Genomic DNA, 18,011 nt, shown 5'->3' on the forward strand with positions numbered 1-18,011 from the left:
AGCGAGTGGAGACCAGAATAGCTGAGCTAAAAAAAGAAAACTTAGAGCTGAGTTTCCATTCAATTAGTTTCTCCAGCGAGTGGAGACTACTACTGGAGCTGAACCAGTGGACTGAGTAGCAGAAGTGAAGAGTTTCCATTCAATTAGTTTCTCCAGCGAGTGGAGACGTTAACTTGGTAATAGCCCATTTCAAGAAGATGTTGGGTAAGTTTCCATTCAATTAGTTTCTCCAGCGAGTGGAGACGGGATTCACTACTAACTGATTAAAGGTTAACTAGTGAAGTTTCCATTCAATTAGTTTCTCCAGCGAGTGGAGACACAAATATAAGGAGGTTTATCCATCTGGTGTGGTGTTGTTTCCATTCAATTAGTTTCTCCAGCGAGTGGAGACAAAGGAACCAAAATGTTAAACAGACCCATGCAGGCTAGAAGTTTCCATTCAATTAGTTTCTCCAGCGAGTGGAGACCGTAGACAATACACCTTCTGTAAAAGGAATCAAAGGATTAGGTTTCCATTCAATTAGTTTCTCCAGCGAGTGGAGACAGCATACCCGAAAGTGTTGTTATCTTAATGGTAATAGTTTCCATTCAATTAGTTTCTCCAGCGAGTGGAGACAGGGATACTGGGGATTGGGAAAGCTGGCTTAAGTTTTGTTTCCATTCAATTAGTTTCTCCAGCGAGTGGAGACAATCTGATTCTTGGAAACAACCAAAAGAATGGGTGCTTGGTGTTTCCATTCAATTAGTTTCTCCAGCGAGTGGAGACGCAAGATTGTTCTAGACTCTATGTACAAAACTTCTGTCTAGTTTCCATTCAATTAGTTTCTCCAGCGAGTGGAGACTAGAATTAAGAAGGAGATAGCAAGTTATCAACCAAAGTTTCCATTCAATTAGTTTCTCCAGCGAGTGGAGACTTTATATAATCTCCTCAAAAGTGAGTAAGGTTGGTTTAGCTAAGTTTCCATTCAATTAGTTTCTCCAGCGAGTGGAGACCTACTATTGAGGTTATTGAAGGGATTACTGTGGTTAGTTTCCATTCAATTAGTTTCTCCAGCGAGTGGAGACCAAAAGCCGACTGCCAGCGAACAACATCATACCAGTGACAGGCAGAGTTTCCATTCAATTAGTTTCTCCAGCGAGTGGAGACCTAATCAAGCAATTTAATTGAATTACTCTTTATAAGTTAATGTAGTTTCCATTCAATTAGTTTCTCCAGCGAGTGGAGACAAACTTCTTAAATAAGTAAACTATCAAATGTCTACTTATATTAGTTTCCATTCAATTAGTTTCTCCAGCGAGTGGAGACTTCGTGGAGACAGTAAGCCAAGAGAAGCGAGCGTGGACAGTTTCCATTCAATTAGTTTCTCCAGCGAGTGGAGACACTAGCGCCGGGTGAAGGCTTGGGCTGCCAGTTAGGGTTTCCATTCAATTAGTTTCTCCAGCGAGTGGAGACGGGGTAGACGAAGATTGGTCTAAAACAGGAATACGTCTCCACGTTTCCATTCAATTAGTTTCTCCAGCGAGTGGAGACAGTGCGTGAAACACAGCCAAGCATTCAACAAATGAGTTTCCATTCAATTAGTTTCTCCAGCGAGTGGAGACACAACCCTTGGAGAGGAGTTTTAACAAAGGAAGTTAGGTTTCCATTCAATTAGTTTCTCCAGCGAGTGGAGACGGGACTTTAGTGATGGTAGCTATAGTCCAGGCGCAGGTAGTTTCCATTCAATTAGTTTCTCCAGCGAGTGGAGACCTTTTGTCCTCTGTTTGCAGTGGTGCTTTACTTATGTTTCCATTCAATTAGTTTCTCCAGCGAGTGGAGACAAGGCAAGAGTAATTAGCGCTTACCAATATCCACAGTTTCCATTCAATTAGTTTCTCCAGCGAGTGGAGACTATTGAATACATTAGCATCGAACAACTTAAGGAAAATTGTTTCCATTCAATTAGTTTCTCCAGCGAGTGGAGACTAAGCTATTAAATAAATGCCAAATAATGAATTACTGGTTTCCATTCAATTAGTTTCTCCAGCGAGTGGAGACCTGTACACCATAGCGTTGCTCTAGCGGTACTACCTGTGACGTTTCCATTCAATTAGTTTCTCCAGCGAGTGGAGACCCTAGCAAAAGGAGGCGATCGTACATCGGCTATAGCGTTTCCATTCAATTAGTTTCTCCAGCGAGTGGAGACTCTCGATGCCCTTGCTTGGTCAGCAGCACTCAGGGAATTGTTTCCATTCAATTAGTTTCTCCAGCGAGTGGAGACTACGTTTGAAAAAAGATGTGCAGCTTGAAACACGTTGGGTTTCCATTCAATTAGTTTCTCCAGCGAGTGGAGACTTTGCCCAGGTGGAACGTAGGGGCGCGTTCAATGGTTTCCATTCAATTAGTTTCTCCAGCGAGTGGAGACACACAAAACGGAGTTCCAGTGGATAAATCATACTTCGTTTCCATTCAATTAGTTTCTCCAGCGAGTGGAGACTTTTAATAATACCTGAAGCAGCCGCCGAATCTAGACCAGAATTGTTTCCATTCAATTAGTTTCTCCAGCAAGTGGAGACTTGTTATGTGAAATTTAAAAACAGTTCTTTCTTCGGAAATGTTTCCATTCAATTAGTTTCTCCAGCGAGTGGAGAGCCGTCAAGCAAGCGCCCAGTGGCGAGGTATTTCTGGTTTCCATTCAATTAGTTTCTCCAGCGAGTGGAGACTGTACACAACCATGGTTCCTTTTAATCCATCTTCAAGTTTCCATTCAATTAGTTTCTCCAGCGAGTGGAGACTTCAGGTTTTAAAATGCCAGGAATGGGAATTAGCTAATTTTAAGTTTCCATTCAATTAGTTTCTCCAGCGAGTGGAGACGGATATAGTAAGATATCAAAAATCTAAGGATGTGCCGTTTCCATTCAATTAGTTTCTCCAGCGAGTGGAGACATCAAATTTAACTCTAAGTTGTTACATCGTGCAATTCCACAAGAAGTTTCCATTCAATTAGTTTCTCCAGCGAGTGGAGACACTCAAATGACCGCAGCAATCAATACCTGCAAAACGGGGTAGTTTCCATTCAATTAGTTTCTCCAGCGAGTGGAGACCGAGCGGTAGGGTCGGCGGTCTGGCGGCGGCGGGCGGGAGGTTTCCATTCAATTAGTTTCTCCAGCGAGTGGAGACTGACGAAAGTCAAGATTTGAATGATGCTCAACTAAGGTTTCCATTCAATTAGTTTCTCCAGCGAGTGGAGACACATCATTACTAAGAGAGTGTAGTAAATGAAAACTAAGTTTCCATTCAATTAGTTTCTCCAGCGAGTGGAGACAAGTTGCTAGTTTTGGAATTATTAAAAGTGGTTGAATGTTTCCATTCAATTAGTTTCTCCAGCGAGTGGAGACCACTTTGCGCTCGAACATGACCTTTTCGAGAAAGGAGGTTTCCATTCAATTAGTTTCTCCAGCGAGTGGAGACCCCTTGATTTTAAACCCTTATCTAACAGGGAGTCTAGAGGAGGTTTGCAAGGGGGTCAGAAATTGAGACTGCAAAATCAAAAACATAAGTGAAAAAAATCCTTGAAACCCTTACAAAACAGGACGGCGAGGGGGTAAATGATAGAATGAGCATTTCAGAGGTTTCCAGACCCCCTCGCAACCACCTAAATAATTAGCGAACCTGGGAGTTCTGTAACAGGTGGCCCTATACCCCAACATTCCACCTGTTCTAAAGTATGACGTGACAGAGGGTAAAACCGCAGACTATCTTCAGCCAACTTGACTATTTTCTGAAGCCGGCGACGCAGTTCTTTATATTTATCACTAGATAATCGACATTCAAACACCGAATATTGAACTCGTTGACCATAGCCTTCCAATAAATCCGATATTTTTTTGCGGCGTTTATCACAAGGAATATCATAAGCCACCACGTACAAAAACATATAAACTTAGCGAATCTGGTAAGGCTGATAAAGGAAGCTAGGGTTATAGACAAACCGCTTATACGCCTTAACCTGCTGCGTCAACAAATCCCATTTCGGTTGTTTCTCTCCAGAATCAGTTTGAATTTCTTCTTCCATCCTTTGTAAAAAAGCTTGAAGATACTTCCGCCGTCCAGAATCATTTAAATAACATCCTCCATCACGGTAATCAAAATCCTTTTGGGAATTTACCACCTTACTATTCACTAGCCACAATACTAAAGAATCTACAATTGGGGCGCGAAATTCTTCAATTAAATCAGAAGCTAGCGCCGCATGACTATCATGTGCTTGGTGCAAACAAGCATAATAAGGGTCAAGTCCTTGAAGTTCAATTAATGCCAATAAATGGTTCCAGAGAACCTGATACCCAAAACTCAACATTGCATTCACAGGATTTCCTGGAGGACGACGGGTACGTGCAGTAAACACAAAATCTGTATTAGTCAAACATTCAGCAAAAGCAGAAAAATACTGTGCAGCACCAGCACCTTCAAACCCAATCAATCTTTCAACAGAATCAGCCCCCACCGCTTGGTTAGCTAAATAATCAAGACTTTGCAAGACATTTTCTATAACCTGAGACTCAAGCCTTTTTCGCTGTCGTCGCATCAATACCCGACTATTTTTTAACTTTGCCTGCACAATCGCACGAGCAGAGATTAACTTTTCTACAGGTGACAATTGCTGCTGATAACGAGATAATTGGCGATATCCTCTAGCGATGGGTAAAATCCTGCCATAGCAGAAACCCATACGCGACAAATAGGTAATGGGAATATCTCGCCATAAACAAGCACGAATTGCTTGGGTGCTAACTTGCGACTTACCAAAAATCAGAACTTGTTCCAATAAAGGTAACTGCACCTCACCGTAAATAGTCTCTCCTTGCTTAACAAGCAAAGTCTCCTGCTGCAAACATACATAACAATTTTGCTGAGAAACATATAGAGTCCGCATGGAATTACAAATTATGAATTTGTTGTTATACCAATTTAAAAACAGATAGACCATGTAGAGACTAGAACTTACGCACTGAATCCTGAAACCTAGATCCCCCCTAGCCCCCCTTAAAAAGGGGGGAACTTCTAAAGCCCCCTTTTTAAGTGCAATTATCTTTAACAACTAAAGGATGTTTAGGAGCCCCTTAAAAAGGGGGGAACTTCTAAAGCCCCCTTTTTAAGGGGGTTGGGGGATCTGAGTGCGTAAGTCCTGGAGACGTTGCATTGCAACGTCTCTACTCTACGCAACGTCTCTACCAAAGGATTTGTTGCAATCATTAATTGAATCGGTATTACCGCCACCATCGTTGGAGAGCAGATTTTTGACGATTTTTTTGCATAGACGAACCTGTTAACTCTGCGTTCTGTCCAGGTTTCAGCGCCGTAATCACCCTATCTGCAACGCTGGAAACAACATAAGTAGCGAAAGTCACTAATAAAGTATTGATAATTACTGCCATTAAACCCAAAGGAGCAATTAGCAAAATCACGAGAGTAACGCTTCCATTAAAAACCGATACCAGAGCATTACGTAATTTAGCACCACGACGAGAAATATACATAGTTATAAATATGACTTATATTAATGAAAAATACCGTATCATTACTAACTACGATATCTCTTAAGTAAGCAAGAAGCCAGTAAAAGAAAATAATTTATTTTAAAATTAAAATCAGGCTATAACTACTGTAGATAAAGACATTACGCTAGTTTATTACTCGGACTATTAATATTTTCTAATTTCTTATGCCTAAAAAATCTATATCTCACCCATACGCAGAACACCTATCCTTTGAACGTCTGATGTTGCTAATTGCAACTTTGTTGAAGAATCCAGGTATAGGTAGTCCCGATTTAATCAACGTCAATTATGACAAACAACACGATTCACTTACTCAAGTACGACTATCCCTACAACAGTTAGCTGTCGAGTGTAAAATAGAATTACCAGAGGATTATCCTGCGATCGCCACCCTGCGAAAAGACTTAAAAACTTTGCGTCGCTATGGCATCTTAGAACGCCGAATGTATCGTTGGGGATATTACCTAGGTACTGGTGCTATGTCTCAGACAGAATTAAAAGTAGCTTTTAATGCCTTGGCATCCCAGGCCAAATTTCAAGGAGATCCGCAGTTAAGGCGAATTTGCGAAATACTTAGCAAAAGACTGCGGGGATTAGATATGGAACTACAAGGTAAATTTTTTTACCCTGTTAGACAGCATCTCAACCGCGCTATAGTTTATACAGATCCCGAAGAGATGGCTGCACAGGGAGAGAACCGTAATACACTATTTCACCAGTTACCAGTCCTAGAAACAGCCATTAGTCAAGGACAGGCGATAGAAATTTCTCGTGCTAGTGACCTCTATGGTAATAATCGTATTGGACTCTTACAAATAGTTCCTTTGCAGTTAATTTATCATGATATTGCTTGGTATCTGCTTTATGAAAACTACGAAAATGGGCATTTAGCAATTGGACGGCTAAACCGCTTTAAAAATTACTGCAAACTATTAAATAATGGACAAGGTAGAGGTCTAGAAGCACAAAAAAATAGCCTCAACAAAGCTTATCAACTACTAGAAAATGGCTGGGGTTTGTATTTAGGTGAACCTCCAGAGCAGCAACTAGAACTACAAGAACAGTTAGAATTTTTAACAGTAAAAGTGCGTTTTTTTCCTCCAGTCACAGCTTTTATTCAAGAGGGGGAACTACGTCACCCCAAGCAGAAAATTATCCTTGGTTCAAAAAACGAAACTACTGGTAATCCTAGTTATCTAGATTATCTAATTACCCTGCCACCTCGCTCTATTGATGAGTTTAGTCTCTGGATTTATCGCTATATGCACAAGGCACAAGTTATTTCCCCGCCTCACTTGGTAGAAAAACATCACCAAGCCGCTGATGCTTTACTATCTCAATATGCAACTCCTCTTCAAGATACTTAAATCCGGCATTGCTGAATTGAAGTATAAAATTTAAAAACTTAACATCTTAGAGGTTGTTTGAAAAGTGGTCGGCTGTGATATTAGGCACTTATTGATCCCCCCTAGCCCCCCTTAAAAAGGGGGGAAACGGAATCAAAGTCCCCCTAGAGCCAAGCAAAGTGCCAGATACATTGCCAGAATTAAAACCCCTTAAAAAGGAGGGAAACGGAATCAAAGTCCCCCTAGAGCCAAGCAAAGTGCCAGATACATTGCCAGAATTGAAACCCCTTAAAAAGGAGGGAAACGGAATCAAAGTCCCCCTTTTTAAGGGGGATTTAGGGGGATCTACAAGTCTCGAATACAACACCAAAAAGTTTTCAGACATCCTCTTGTACCATTTAACTTTAAAAATGATACAGATCCGTTGGTAGGGGCACGGCAATGCCCATACGTGTCAACTTAACGTGAAAGCTTAGTCTGATAAGCATTTCAAAGTTTTTCGATGTACCACCTAGATTTGAGATCCCCCCTAACCCCCCTTTCCAAGGGGGGAATTAGAATCGAATGCCTCCTTTTGAAGGGGGTTGGGGGATCTGAAACGACGGGAAATTGAGTGTTTGAGCTGAAGTTGACACTTATGGGCAATGCCGTGCCCCTACGAGAAATCTATATGTATCCCGCAACGCACTAGCTCGCGTTTGCGCGAAACAAATTCATCTCATTAATCAGCAACGCCAGGTGATTTAGCAATGTGATTTTGGGTTTGAGTTTCATTCGATGCGAGTGGATGATTTTTCTCTGTTTTCCGCTTCTACCTGCAAACCAAAGTAAGTCAGAACAAGCTCAGTTGAGCCAGTGTTAACTATTTCGTGAACTTCCCCCAGCTCTACCGCTACACAGGTTCCTGGAAGCAAGGGGTTTTCTTTACCGTCAATAGAAATTACGCCTGAACCAGCTTCCACAAAGAAAACCTCACACATATCCTGATGCGCGTGTCCTGGTGCGCTCTGTCCAGGTGCAAAACGTGCTTGAGAAAAGTTAGTCAAGTAAGGTAAATCGCCAAACCTCAACATTACTTTTTTCTTGATTTCGGGATTATGGGAAACAGACTCTTCTGGTAAGTCTTTGAGGGAAGTACTAATCATTCCGGTCTTAAATCGTTGGATAGTTCCACAATACCCCTAGAGCCATCAATCCGTACTCGTTGACCATCTTGTAGTAGCCATGTAGCACCGCGAACATCCATGACAGCGGGAATCCCATACTCACGAGCAACGATCGCCCCGTGAGAAAGTCGTCCACCAGCTTCAGCGATTAAGCCTCCAGCCCTTACTAAGAAGGGGGCCCAGCCGGAGTCTGTGTAAGGAACTACTAAAATCGTCTCTCGATCTATCTCCGGTATATCTTGTAAATTTCGCAACACCTTCACTCGCCCTTCAGCTTGTCCGTGACTGGCGGGAATACCTTGTAAAATTTGGTCAGAGTAAATAGCCGAAGGAGCTAAGGGGTGAGGTGGTGTATTGCCGTAGACTAAAAGCGGTATTTGATTAAACTCGCTATCTTGGACGAATTGCGATCGCCTAGATTCCACTAACTTAGCTAATTTATCAATCAACTTGGAATCGGAACCCGCAATTAAACGGCGCACTTCATCAAATTCGAGAAAAAAGATATCCCCGGTTTCCTTGAGCAAACCTGATTTTAACCAAATTTTCTCTAAGGCTACAAAACTCCAACGCAATTCAGCTAATAGCCGCGAATAAATTTCGGTGACTCGCCCTTTAAGATCCACACGTCGCTGTACAAAAGAGCGCTTTTGCTTTTTTGGTAAAACTAGATTAATTTGGTCAACAGCGCCAGTTTGTGGTTCATTTCCCTGCATCAACTGCACAAACATCTGCTTGACTGGTTGGGGATTCTCTCGCCAAGTCGGAACGGAAATATCAGTTCCCACTTCACTTAAATAGCCATAATCCTGAAGTAACTCGTCAAATTGTTGCAGAATCTTCTGTCCCTCTGGGGTTTGCGCCAACTCTTCAAATACTTTACCTGGCTCAAACTTAACTAATATCTGTTTCGCATCTGCGGCTAAAGCACTCAGCGATCGCAATGCTCCCACTTCTGGGGAAACGCTGTTGTCAATTTTCCCATCTTTGACGCGAAAAATCGCCTGTCTTAATGCCGCACTCAAGGGAGCCAGAATGCTGTAGTATGTCCCACGATGCAGCAACTCTAAGATGAGGTCAATTCTAGCTAACAGCTTGGATGCATCTAAAGCATCTATATCTTCTTGCGCCAGTTGCGACAATTCTGGAATAAATCTTTTGTGATAATCCTGCTTAAAGTCCTGGTCTAAGTTTAATTCCCGCCTTAGCAATCTCGTCAGTCCTGGTAAATTCTCCCAGGTTGACTCTAAGGACGGCTTACTCATTTTAGCTCCTCTAGTTAAGAACTCCAGACTTTCCGGCGGCAATCCCATGCGCCGAAAAATCTCCCCTAGGAAAGATGCGTTAAAGTAAGCTCTAGAGTAATGCAGAGTTGCTGTCTGGTTAAAATCTAAGCCAAGGGCGCGATCGCCTAAAACTAAAGTAAAAATTTCTCCCCAAACTCCACAAGTTAATGGACGATTAATCGACCAAGTTAAGGGGTGAATCACGCCAGGAATCACTTCAGCGGCGATTTTACGCGTCCAGATGGGTAGTAAGGTGGTAATCGGTCGAGCTTGCAGAACCCATAATGTTTGTCCGTCATAACTCCACTCGATATCTTGGGGAATGCCGTGATAGCGCTTTTCGAGGCGGCGGGTTAAATATGCTACTTGCTTGATTAATGCTTGTGGGATTCGTCCTTGTCCCTCTAATTGGACAGAGGAAAAATTTTCTGTCTCAACAACAAAAGCGCGATATTGTTCTGGTGTGACTTTACCGGAGACAACTTGTGTTGGGCTACCTGGAAGGGCTTCAATGACGATCGCATCACCTTGCTGAGTAATGGGATCGCGGCTGAAAGCTACTCCCGAATAGACGCTCTGGACTTGTTGTTGAATCAGCACCGCCATTGCTGTATCATTTGAGCCGCGATCGCGTCGATATTGCACAGCAGATGGATGGTTGTAGGAAGCTTGAACTTGAGCGATCGCTTCTTGTAACTCCTGCTGGCTGGTAACATTCAAAACCGTTTCATACTGACCGGCGGCGGAGGCTTGTTCTGAATCTTCGCCAATGGCAGAGGAACGCACCACCAAGGGTGATAGTTCTGATGGCTGGAGAAATTCTGTTGACGCGGGATCATCACTTGGCCCAAGTACCCACCCTTTAGGTACGGGGTAGCCCCAGCGCTTAATTTGAGATAGTGTGGCTGCCTTTTCTCCAACTATGGCAGCATCTAGCTCATCGTCTAGAGAGAGAATAGCGCGATCGCCGCGCAAAAATTCCAACATCGGTTGCGACTCTGTTTGTGCCTCTTGGGCTGAGAGGTTCATGTCATCGGGAATTCTTGTATAAATCCAGCCCAGTAACCCAGCCAGGGCGGTAACAGCCATCATTCTGGGGATATCACCAACGTGCAAAAATGTCACAAATAGGGGCAATAAAATCAAAACCCCAAATTTCACTATCTGTCTTGAGCGCAGGATTAAAAAGCTGATGGCTGCAAAAAAAAGTGTAAATCCTGACACAAGTGGATCGTGTATCAGAAATCCCCAAACAACATTTGTCGTGCCCGCCCCTTTGCCCATCCAGTACCTACCGATTACCAGGGCTATGAGGGCAATTAATTCCCAAGGCGATCCCACTGGGAAGAAAGCACGACTAAGCAATACTGCTGCAATTCCTTTTAAAGCTTCTGACAAAACTGCCAGAATACCTACGAATGTGCCACCGTGGTAAAACGCAGCGGAGACACTAACATTTCCTGTACCAATTTGCGATAATTGCTTCTGCGTCAGGGCGGAGGTGATCCACCCAATTAGTGGTAATCCGCCCAAGAGGGGACAGGCAATTAAAATAACTAAAGCGCCCCAAAGGTCAAACATTGTGGATTTTGGATTTTGCGAAAAGTCGTAAAGAGGGTTTCCCGACCTAGCAAACTTTTCAAGACGGATTTAAATTTTCCATCTAAAATCTCAAATCTCATATCTAAAGTTTTTATGAAATTTTGATGGTTGTCAGGGGCTTTTATTTATTAGTTAGAAGTTGGACACTTGGCTACGACGGAAACCGTTTTCACCAATGTCCCTTTTCTAAGCTACTGATGATTTTAGTTTAGCGCATAGGCGGCTTGCAGCGCCCAAATGATCAGAGCGGCGATCGACCCCAAAAGCAACACAGTAGAAATAGTGACTACTTTTGGTGAATCTGCACCCTCAAATTTCATAATTCCGCGATTTAAGTCGGACATAGCTTGATAATTCCTCCTTCGTCACAGCGTGAAGCATTTGTCCGTTTTGATTGTAGTCCTTCTATTTGCGGATCACGTTAAATTCCTAATTCTATTTTGTTTAAAGTTTGCAACTTTTCCATCCCCAAAATTACTTACTCCTATAGACGTAGTTCGTTTATTTATACATGTGTGTGGTCGATGCATTGATAGTTTAGCGTAATTTCACTTAATAGCGTTTATTGTTTGCCAGCCAAGTCAAAAAACAAATAATAGTATAATTTATTACTTTGATTTTTGCGATATTTCCAAAATTTTAAGGTGAAAGTGGTGCTAAGCATAATTTTGGCAGTAGTTGTGGGATTTTTTGTGGTGATAGAGATCGGATTGCGATCGCTCTTTGGCTTTGGTAATCCGCTAATTTATATTGGCGATGCGGAAATTGGTTATTTGTTAGCTCCTAGCCAGCGTACCCGGCGCTTTGGTAATCGCATTGAGATTAATCAGTATTCTATGCGAGGTGCGCCAATCCAAAAGATACTTGCACCCTCTACACTGCGAGTTCTACTCTTAGGGGACTCAATCGCTAATGGTGGCTGGTGGACAGATCAAGCTAATACAATATCTAGCTTGATGATGCGTTCTTTATCATCAGCAATCGATCAAAATTACCAGGTAGTAGAAGTGCTTAATGCTTCAGCCAATTCTTGGGGCCCAAGAAACGAATTAGCTTATTTAGAGAAGTTTAGCAATTTTAACGCGCAGGCGGTGGTGTTATTAATTAACACTGATGATTTGTTTGCTACTGCTCCTACTTCTTTACCAGTGGGACGCGATCGCAACTATCCAGATAGTAAACCTGCTTTGGCATTGGTGGAAGTATTACGGCGTTATGTCTTCACACAAAAGCCAATTCCTGAAATGAAAGCAGTGAATGATGAACCAGGCGATCGCGTTGGTTTTAATTTAGAGGCAATAAGTAAAATTCAAGCTTTGACTCGTCAAAGCAACAGTAAATTTCTCCTAGTTATGACTCCCTTACTCCGAGAACTTGGCGAACCAGGTTCGCGTGATTACGAAATTCAAGCACGTCAGCGTCTCAGTGATTTTACTCAAGCACAGCAAATTACTTATATAGATTTTCTGCCAATATTTAACTCAACTACCAACCCACAAAGCTTGTATCACGATCATATTCACCTCAACTTGCAAGGTAATCAGCTTGTGAGTAAAGTTATGGAGCGATCGCTTTTGGAATTATTAGGGGATGTTCCCTAGTGGATGAACTGAAATTAGATTGGGAAAGTGAATGGCAGAACGCAGCGATTACCGATTGGGGAGTATCTTCAAGTTTCTCTAATCCAAAGTGCTAACCCTCCCCCACGGCCACGAGCTGCAATGAAATCTTCTGTTACTAAAAAGAAGGCGAAGAAGGGTAGCTCAGCTATAGGCTGATTATAGAAATCCTCAGATTGAACTTTACCAGAACGAATCTGCTTGTTGTACACCACACGACCAAACAGACTAATAATCATCTGGTTAAAATCAAATGCCAATAAATTTTTCTTACCTAAATATTGCACTGGCCCTGTGAGCTTCAACAACACTGAGCCTAATTGGACTTGATTAGCAATTTCGCCTTTACCTAAATTTTGTTCTATGGCACTAAAGAAAATATAGATTGCTGCCAATTTGGGTACATACAAACCTTTACCTAATACAATTCCCCCCCGCTTTCTAACTTTCTTAGTACCAGTAGCAAAGCAAAGTCGCCATTTACCCAAAAGAGACTCAAACGAATAAGTCAACCGTTGTTGCTTGGCTGCTTTTTCTGCTTGCAATAACGCATTTACTAATATTTCAGCACTAGGGCGTGTACCTCTGTGTTCTCGATACGCAGCCGCAGCCTGGGATAGCGTGCTTATAAAATCAGGTGTAGCCGTATTCAAATCAGCGGTCATGAGGGCACTCTGAATTTAACTATTATTTTGACTTTTCTATACTTTTAATAAATTTTAACGTTTATATCTATCCAAAGTCTGCCAAACTTAACCAGGTTATAGAACTTGATGCTATAAATAATAATTTTTAATAAGCATTGAAAAGTGCGATCGCCTCTATCCTAAAGTCAATACTCCTGCTGGAAAATCCACCAAAAGCCGCCGAGTTCTTAGCCAAGGCAAGCCTAATATAATTTCCCTGAATTCAGACCCAGCAACGACTTCAATAGTAAACTCTTGTGCATCTAATACTACTTTTCCTAAGTAAGTATTAAAAGTGATTTCACCCTTTCCAGTTACCACGTCTCTTGTTCCAACATTAAGCCACTCAAGAGCTTCTAAATCCTGGTTATTAATTGCCAGCCACTCTGTCGAGCCTGTATCAAGTAATGCTGTTACTGGTAATTTATCACCATCAGCAGCAATCAACTCAATGTCAAAAAATAACTGACCAATTTCATCAAACTCACCTTGGATCATATCCGACCACAGACCCCAGTCTCATTTAGCCGGAAAGTTGCAAATCGACGCTGCGGATATTTTTCAAGTGCTTGCTGTACAGCCACCATGCTATCTGAAGCAATGAAATAGTCTCCACTATCTGGCTCAATGTATATAAACCAGTTATAGTGCTTCTCGATTAACTGTGGGCGAAGTTTCTCAAAAATTACACGACCTCGCTGCTGAAATGCTTCTAATTCGGCTTGGCGCTTGGCTTGTTCTTCAGGCGAGATAGTAAGTTCTGGAAATAATCTTCCTCGACGAGGCTTTTGATGAGAATTAAGTTGTGTCATAGCTTTTAACTGATGAAACTCTTAATCAAATATACCATTAAAGTTGGTGGTGTTTATTGAATCTGTATGACTGGCGATCGCAAGTATGGAATGAAATTATCTGTTTTAATAACTAATATCAAATAGTCCAGATTTTGATTTTTTAGATGTTAGCCTCAGCTAAAATTTTAATAATTACGTTAACTGGGCCGGAACAGTAAACACATAACTCAGTAAGCTATTACGCTTTCAAATTGTACAGTCACTCATGAGGTTCATTAACCGCTGACGGTTAACTGTCAACCGTCAACAGCCAACACGAATGCTATCAGCAACAAATTCTAATTTATCAACATATTTTCTAGCTGCGATAACGCTCACAATTATTAAATTTACAACTTGTCACATCTATTTTATCTTAATAATATTAATTGATTTACTAAATCAATTTTTACTTAATTAATTTCCTGGTAGTAGTTAAGTAATTATTCCCAGTCAAGTAGAAATGCGAAAAATATACTAATTACTTATTAGCAAGGTAGCAAGTATATTTCCATTAAGTAAATGTTCAAATAGTCAAAATATATAGGACAATAAGATTACAAGTTTTAGCTAAATTCCGATTGCTGGTAACTCAACAAATCGTCTTTGGTGTGTGGGTAGTGTTAATTCACTAGATTTATTTACCTACAGACATTACGAGGTGACAATATGGACGCTAATAAGCTCCTAAATCTATATGCAGCAGGAGAACGGAATTTCAATAAAGCAAATTTGCATCAAGTAAACCTGACTGAAACTGACTTGAGTGGTGCAAATTTAGCTGAAGCTGACTTGAGTGGTGCTGACCTTTCTCAAGCCAACTTGAGTAGATGTAACTTTAGTCGGGCAAATCTGACTGATGCAGAACTTAGCGGAGCCAACTTAAGTGGTGCAAACTTGAGTGAAGTAAACTTGATTGGTGCAGACTTAATTAGGGGAAATCTGCAAGAAACTAACTTGAGTCGTGCAGATTTACGAAGTGCAAATTTAGCTTTGGCAAACTTGCTTGGTGCAAACCTTAGCGAGGCGGAAATGAGTGGGGCAGATTTAAGTCATGCCAATCTCAAAAAGGCAAATTTAATTGGCAGCAATATTAATGAAGCAGACCTTTTTGGTGCAGATTTAACAGGGGCAATCATCACTGAACAAGAGATGATTGGGGGAGTTTTGCATATAGGTTTATCTCATAAATGGGTAACTTGGGCTGGCGGTTGCTAATCTTCCTAGATAGTAGTTTTCGTTTGAGTAGACACGCGTTAAGGGCACAACATCTGTTGTGCCCTCACGAATGTTTGTAGATATTGCTTTGTAGTCGCTGGTGAAATACTAATAAACTAAAGGTGTCGAGCCGCGCATCTGACGTAAAGAATTGATACAACGAGGACAGTCACAGTTAAATAAAACGACTGCCATTTCGCTCTCTTCAACGTTAAACTTTAGCATAGGAACCTCATCTTGGGAAGACTCTACTTCCGGCTGATAGTTAGGAATTTCAGCCAATACGGAAGCCCTAGCACATACAAAACCAACTTTATGGTAATTGCGTATGCAAGATAGGCGGTCTGTAGTTTTGGCTTCTGGCTCTGTAGCTTGTGCTTGATTAAGCATTACTCCCATAGAAAGAATGGAGCTAATTAGGACTGGAGAAGAAAGCAAGCTTAGTATAAATTTGTTCATTGGTTTCCTTAGAAAATAATCTTGATTGCTCAGAATATCTGATTAAAACTTACAATTCAAGTAGATGTCCATCAGGAATACCAACGAGTTGTAGTATCAAGTTGGTCAATTAACGAGATACCGGGTGTTTGCAGTTTATTGTAGATGCGATCGCTTTTAGCAAGATTCTTAGTCTGATGCACCTCTTGTTGTTTCAGATGAAGCTGGAGTTGCTTTTAAAATAACAGAATTAAAAAAATAACTTTTTTTGTTCGTAGTGAGCGATTTCTCGCTACATACAAATATTTAAAATAATGTAGAGACAGGAATCCCATCTCTACACCTACAGCACTCGCTAAATATATATTTAACTCAACCGAGGCTATTTAACGAAAATTAGAATTGTGCCTTACCAAATTCATAAATTCCTCACGAGTCTTGCCATCTTCTGCAAAAACACCGCGCATCGCACTAGTTACTGTCCAAGAACCGGGTTTTTGAACACCACGCATCACCATACACATGTGAGTGGCTTCTACTACAACTGCTACCCCTTGAGGTTTGAGTAACCCTTGCAATGCATCAGCAATTTGCACCGTCAAACGTTCTTGCACTTGTAAGCGTCGTGCATACATTTCGCAAATACGGGCAATTTTAGATAATCCTATCACTTTGCCATTGGGAATGTAGGCAACATGAGCGCGACCAATTATCGGTAGAATATGATGCTCACAGGAACTAAAAATATCGATATCCCGAACCAACACCATCTCATTGGCATCTTCTGTGAATACTGCTCCATTTAGCAGTTCATTCAAAGATTCATGATATCCCTTGGTGAGAAACTGCAATGCTTTCATCACCCTTTTGGGAGTATCTTTTAGTCCTTCACGGTCTGGATCTTCTCCTAATCCAATCAACAGAGTACGCACAGCTTGCATCATTTCTGCTTCTGTTACAGTTTGCTGTTGCTGAGTTGCTAAAGATGACAGTATTTGATCAGCAGAAGTTAGATCGGGACGAATCGATAAAGTCATTTTTTGAGTCTTGTAGAAATGTTTGACAAATTAGTCTGTAGTCAGATATCGGTTGCCATTGACCGCTAACTAGTAACTGAGTGTAACATATCTTTACACTTCTTCATTATACTAAACATTGATGAAGCTGATAGTAAATTTCACTCGTTTCTAAGTTTCGTCCAATGAAAACTAGCTGATTTTTAGGCAAAGAATGCCAGTTATCAGCGTGTAAGTTGTAACGAGGGCCACTGAGTTGAAAGATATGGCGTAAGTCGCTATCACTAAACCAAAGAATACCTTTAGCGCGGAACACACCTTGTGGCATTTGTCCAGTAAGAAATTCCTCAAACTTGTGGATATCAAAAGGGCGATCGCTTTGAAAAGAAACCGAAACAAATCCATCATTGTCTAAATGATGTGAGTGATGTTCATGATGGTGATGATGATGCTCATGTTCATGATCATGGTGATGCTCATGGTTGTCTTCTTGAGCAAGAGAAGTATATTCAGCTGTAGAAGTCAACTCCACATCCAAAATTAATGGTAACGAAACCTGTCCATATTGAGTATGTAGAATTTTCGCTCCCGCCTTCATTTCGTGAATGTAAGTTTCTAATTCTTTGAGTTTATCTGAGCTAACGAGGTCAACTTTATTTAGGAGAACAATATCTGCATAAGTTATCTGTTTTAAAGCTGCTTCGCTCTGGAAATGTTCTGCATTAAAAACCTCAGAATCTACTAAGGTGAGGATAGAATCGAGGTTAGTAAAATCTCTCAATTCTGTGCCCAAAAACGTTAAGATAATTGGCAAAGGGTCAGCAATACCCGTGGTTTCGATAACTAAATAGTCAATGCGGTCTTCTCTTTCTAAAACGCGATAAACAGCATCAACTAGCCCATCGTTTATCGTACAACAAATACAGCCATTGCTGAGTTCTACCATATCTTTATCTACAGAAACTAGTAATTGGCTATCAATGTTGATATCACCAAACTCATTAACTAGTACTGCCACTTTTAAATCTTGTTTGTTCTTGAGAATTTGATTAAGCAGTGTGGTTTTACCACTACCTAAAAATCCAGTAATGATAGTAACAGGCATTCCCTTTTTAGGAATATCAAGAATAGTATTAGTAGCTGATTCTTTGAAAGTGTTCATGTGCTATCCTCCTGTGGAGTTATTAAAGATAAAAACTTGTCAGAAAAGGAAAATCTCCAGCGGAATTATCGCTCAATATCCCAAAAAATCTCTCCAAT

At 41.1% G+C, this 18,011-nt stretch carries 15 protein-coding genes and 1 CRISPR repeat array (1 of these 16 running past the window's edge); of the genes, 3 read left to right on the plus strand and 12 right to left on the minus strand.

The annotated features are described in order from the left end of the window. Nucleotides 1-3,451: a CRISPR direct-repeat array (repeat unit 36 nt; unit sequence GTTTCCATTCAATTAGTTTCTCCAGCGAGTGGAGAC) (it extends 538 nt beyond the left edge of the window). 184 nt (nucleotides 3,452-3,635) lie between these two features. From cas2 to csx18, 3 genes are all read right to left on the minus strand, one after another. After that, the gene (gene cas2 / locus FNW02_RS11320; RefSeq protein ID WP_191757648.1) at nucleotides 3,636-3,917 is read right to left on the minus strand and encodes a CRISPR-associated endonuclease Cas2; all 282 of its coding nucleotides are present in this window, start codon (nucleotides 3,915-3,917) and stop codon (nucleotides 3,636-3,638) included. Nucleotides 3,918-3,923: 6 nt separating this feature from the next. Next, nucleotides 3,924-4,916, minus strand: a complete 993-nt coding sequence (gene cas1, locus FNW02_RS11325) for a CRISPR-associated endonuclease Cas1 (protein WP_191757649.1) — start codon at nucleotides 4,914-4,916, stop codon at nucleotides 3,924-3,926. A gap of 334 nt (nucleotides 4,917-5,250) precedes the next feature. After that, the gene (csx18, locus tag FNW02_RS11330; protein WP_191757650.1) at nucleotides 5,251-5,520 is read right to left on the minus strand and encodes a CRISPR-associated protein Csx18; all 270 of its coding nucleotides are present in this window, start codon (nucleotides 5,518-5,520) and stop codon (nucleotides 5,251-5,253) included. A gap of 185 nt (nucleotides 5,521-5,705) precedes the next feature. On the opposite strand from csx18, the gene FNW02_RS11335 reads away from it, so the two are divergent. Beyond that, nucleotides 5,706-6,908, plus strand: coding sequence for a helix-turn-helix transcriptional regulator (locus FNW02_RS11335; protein ID WP_191757651.1), 1,203 nt, complete (start codon nucleotides 5,706-5,708; stop codon nucleotides 6,906-6,908). 749 nt (nucleotides 6,909-7,657) lie between these two features. Here FNW02_RS11335 and FNW02_RS11340 read toward each other — a convergent pair. The 3 genes from FNW02_RS11340 to FNW02_RS11350 all read right to left on the minus strand — a co-directional run bounded on the left by FNW02_RS11340 (nucleotide 7,658) and on the right by FNW02_RS11350 (nucleotide 11,285). Next, complete coding sequence (locus FNW02_RS11340; RefSeq protein WP_191757652.1) at nucleotides 7,658-8,032, minus strand: cupin domain-containing protein; 375 nt, start codon at nucleotides 8,030-8,032, stop codon at nucleotides 7,658-7,660. Then, nucleotides 8,029-10,920 (minus strand): glycerol-3-phosphate acyltransferase, encoded by a 2,892-nt coding sequence (locus FNW02_RS11345; RefSeq protein ID WP_191757653.1) that lies wholly within the window; start codon nucleotides 10,918-10,920, stop codon nucleotides 8,029-8,031. The genes FNW02_RS11340 and FNW02_RS11345 overlap by 4 nt, the downstream gene beginning before the upstream one ends. A 224-nt stretch (nucleotides 10,921-11,144) precedes the next feature. Next, the gene (locus tag FNW02_RS11350) at nucleotides 11,145-11,285 is read right to left on the minus strand and encodes a hypothetical protein (RefSeq protein WP_041565237.1); all 141 of its coding nucleotides are present in this window, start codon (nucleotides 11,283-11,285) and stop codon (nucleotides 11,145-11,147) included. A gap of 300 nt (nucleotides 11,286-11,585) precedes the next feature. Between FNW02_RS11350 and FNW02_RS11355 the strand changes: the two genes are divergently transcribed. Next, nucleotides 11,586-12,542, plus strand: a complete 957-nt coding sequence (locus tag FNW02_RS11355; RefSeq protein ID WP_191757654.1) for a GDSL-type esterase/lipase family protein — start codon at nucleotides 11,586-11,588, stop codon at nucleotides 12,540-12,542. 68 nt (nucleotides 12,543-12,610) lie between these two features. Here FNW02_RS11355 and FNW02_RS11360 read toward each other — a convergent pair whose 3' ends face one another. From FNW02_RS11360 to FNW02_RS11370, 3 genes are all read right to left on the minus strand, one after another. Continuing rightward, on the minus strand, nucleotides 12,611-13,225 hold the full coding sequence (locus tag FNW02_RS11360) for a hypothetical protein (RefSeq protein ID WP_191757655.1): 615 nt from the start codon (nucleotides 13,223-13,225) through the stop codon (nucleotides 12,611-12,613). 156 nt (nucleotides 13,226-13,381) lie between these two features. Further along, complete coding sequence (locus tag FNW02_RS11365) at nucleotides 13,382-13,744, minus strand: aspartyl protease (RefSeq protein ID WP_191757656.1); 363 nt, start codon at nucleotides 13,742-13,744, stop codon at nucleotides 13,382-13,384. Further along, the gene (locus tag FNW02_RS11370; RefSeq protein WP_191757657.1) at nucleotides 13,741-14,058 is read right to left on the minus strand and encodes a hypothetical protein; all 318 of its coding nucleotides are present in this window, start codon (nucleotides 14,056-14,058) and stop codon (nucleotides 13,741-13,743) included. The genes FNW02_RS11365 and FNW02_RS11370 overlap by 4 nt, the downstream gene beginning before the upstream one ends. Before the next feature lie 690 nt (nucleotides 14,059-14,748). Between FNW02_RS11370 and FNW02_RS11375 the strand changes: the two genes are divergently transcribed. Continuing rightward, a complete protein-coding gene (locus FNW02_RS11375; protein ID WP_191757658.1) occupies nucleotides 14,749-15,297 on the plus strand; it encodes a pentapeptide repeat-containing protein in 549 nt (182 codons plus the stop codon). A 108-nt stretch (nucleotides 15,298-15,405) separates the two neighbouring features. Here the strand turns inward: FNW02_RS11375 and FNW02_RS11380 are convergent, their stop codons facing one another. From FNW02_RS11380 to FNW02_RS11390, 3 genes are all read right to left on the minus strand, one after another. Continuing rightward, nucleotides 15,406-15,756 carry a hypothetical protein gene (locus tag FNW02_RS11380; protein ID WP_191757659.1) on the minus strand — a complete coding sequence of 117 codons (351 nt, stop codon included), beginning with the start codon at nucleotides 15,754-15,756 and terminating at the stop codon, nucleotides 15,406-15,408. Nucleotides 15,757-16,121: 365 nt separating this feature from the next. Continuing rightward, nucleotides 16,122-16,772, minus strand: coding sequence for a GTP cyclohydrolase I FolE (folE, locus tag FNW02_RS11385; protein WP_191757660.1), 651 nt, complete (start codon nucleotides 16,770-16,772; stop codon nucleotides 16,122-16,124). A 106-nt stretch (nucleotides 16,773-16,878) separates the two neighbouring features. Then, nucleotides 16,879-17,913, minus strand: coding sequence for a CobW family GTP-binding protein (locus FNW02_RS11390; RefSeq protein ID WP_191757661.1), 1,035 nt, complete (start codon nucleotides 17,911-17,913; stop codon nucleotides 16,879-16,881). Nucleotides 17,914-18,011 lie beyond the last annotated feature (98 nt).

It is taken from the genome of Komarekiella delphini-convector SJRDD-AB1 (assembly GCF_014831675.1).
Classification (GTDB): domain Bacteria; phylum Cyanobacteriota; class Cyanobacteriia; order Cyanobacteriales; family Nostocaceae; genus Komarekiella.

Bases quoted from the DNA above. Each gene is read 5' to 3' on its own strand.
- csx18 (WP_191757650.1), bottom strand. From the start codon at position 5,520: ATGTATATTTCTCGTCGTGGTGCTAAATTACGTAATGCTCTGGTATCG.
- FNW02_RS11375 (WP_191757658.1), top strand. From the start codon at position 14,749: ATGGACGCTAATAAGCTCCTAAATCTATATGCAGCAGGAGAACGGAAT.
- cas1 (WP_191757649.1), bottom strand. From the start codon at position 4,916: ATGCGGACTCTATATGTTTCTCAGCAAAATTGTTATGTATGTTTGCAG.
- FNW02_RS11380 (WP_191757659.1), bottom strand. From the start codon at position 15,756: ATGAACAAATTTATACTAAGCTTGCTTTCTTCTCCAGTCCTAATTAGC.
- folE (WP_191757660.1), bottom strand. From the start codon at position 16,772: ATGACTTTATCGATTCGTCCCGATCTAACTTCTGCTGATCAAATACTG.
- FNW02_RS11365 (WP_191757656.1), bottom strand. From the start codon at position 13,744: ATGATCCAAGGTGAGTTTGATGAAATTGGTCAGTTATTTTTTGACATT.
- FNW02_RS11340 (WP_191757652.1), bottom strand. From the start codon at position 8,032: ATGATTAGTACTTCCCTCAAAGACTTACCAGAAGAGTCTGTTTCCCAT.
- FNW02_RS11335 (WP_191757651.1), top strand. From the start codon at position 5,706: ATGCCTAAAAAATCTATATCTCACCCATACGCAGAACACCTATCCTTT.
- cas2 (WP_191757648.1), bottom strand. From the start codon at position 3,917: ATGTTTTTGTACGTGGTGGCTTATGATATTCCTTGTGATAAACGCCGC.
- FNW02_RS11360 (WP_191757655.1), bottom strand. From the start codon at position 13,225: ATGACCGCTGATTTGAATACGGCTACACCTGATTTTATAAGCACGCTA.
- FNW02_RS11345 (WP_191757653.1), bottom strand. From the start codon at position 10,920: ATGTTTGACCTTTGGGGCGCTTTAGTTATTTTAATTGCCTGTCCCCTC.
- FNW02_RS11350 (WP_041565237.1), bottom strand. From the start codon at position 11,285: ATGTCCGACTTAAATCGCGGAATTATGAAATTTGAGGGTGCAGATTCA.
- FNW02_RS11370 (WP_191757657.1), bottom strand. From the start codon at position 14,058: ATGACACAACTTAATTCTCATCAAAAGCCTCGTCGAGGAAGATTATTT.
- FNW02_RS11390 (WP_191757661.1), bottom strand. From the start codon at position 17,913: ATGAACACTTTCAAAGAATCAGCTACTAATACTATTCTTGATATTCCT.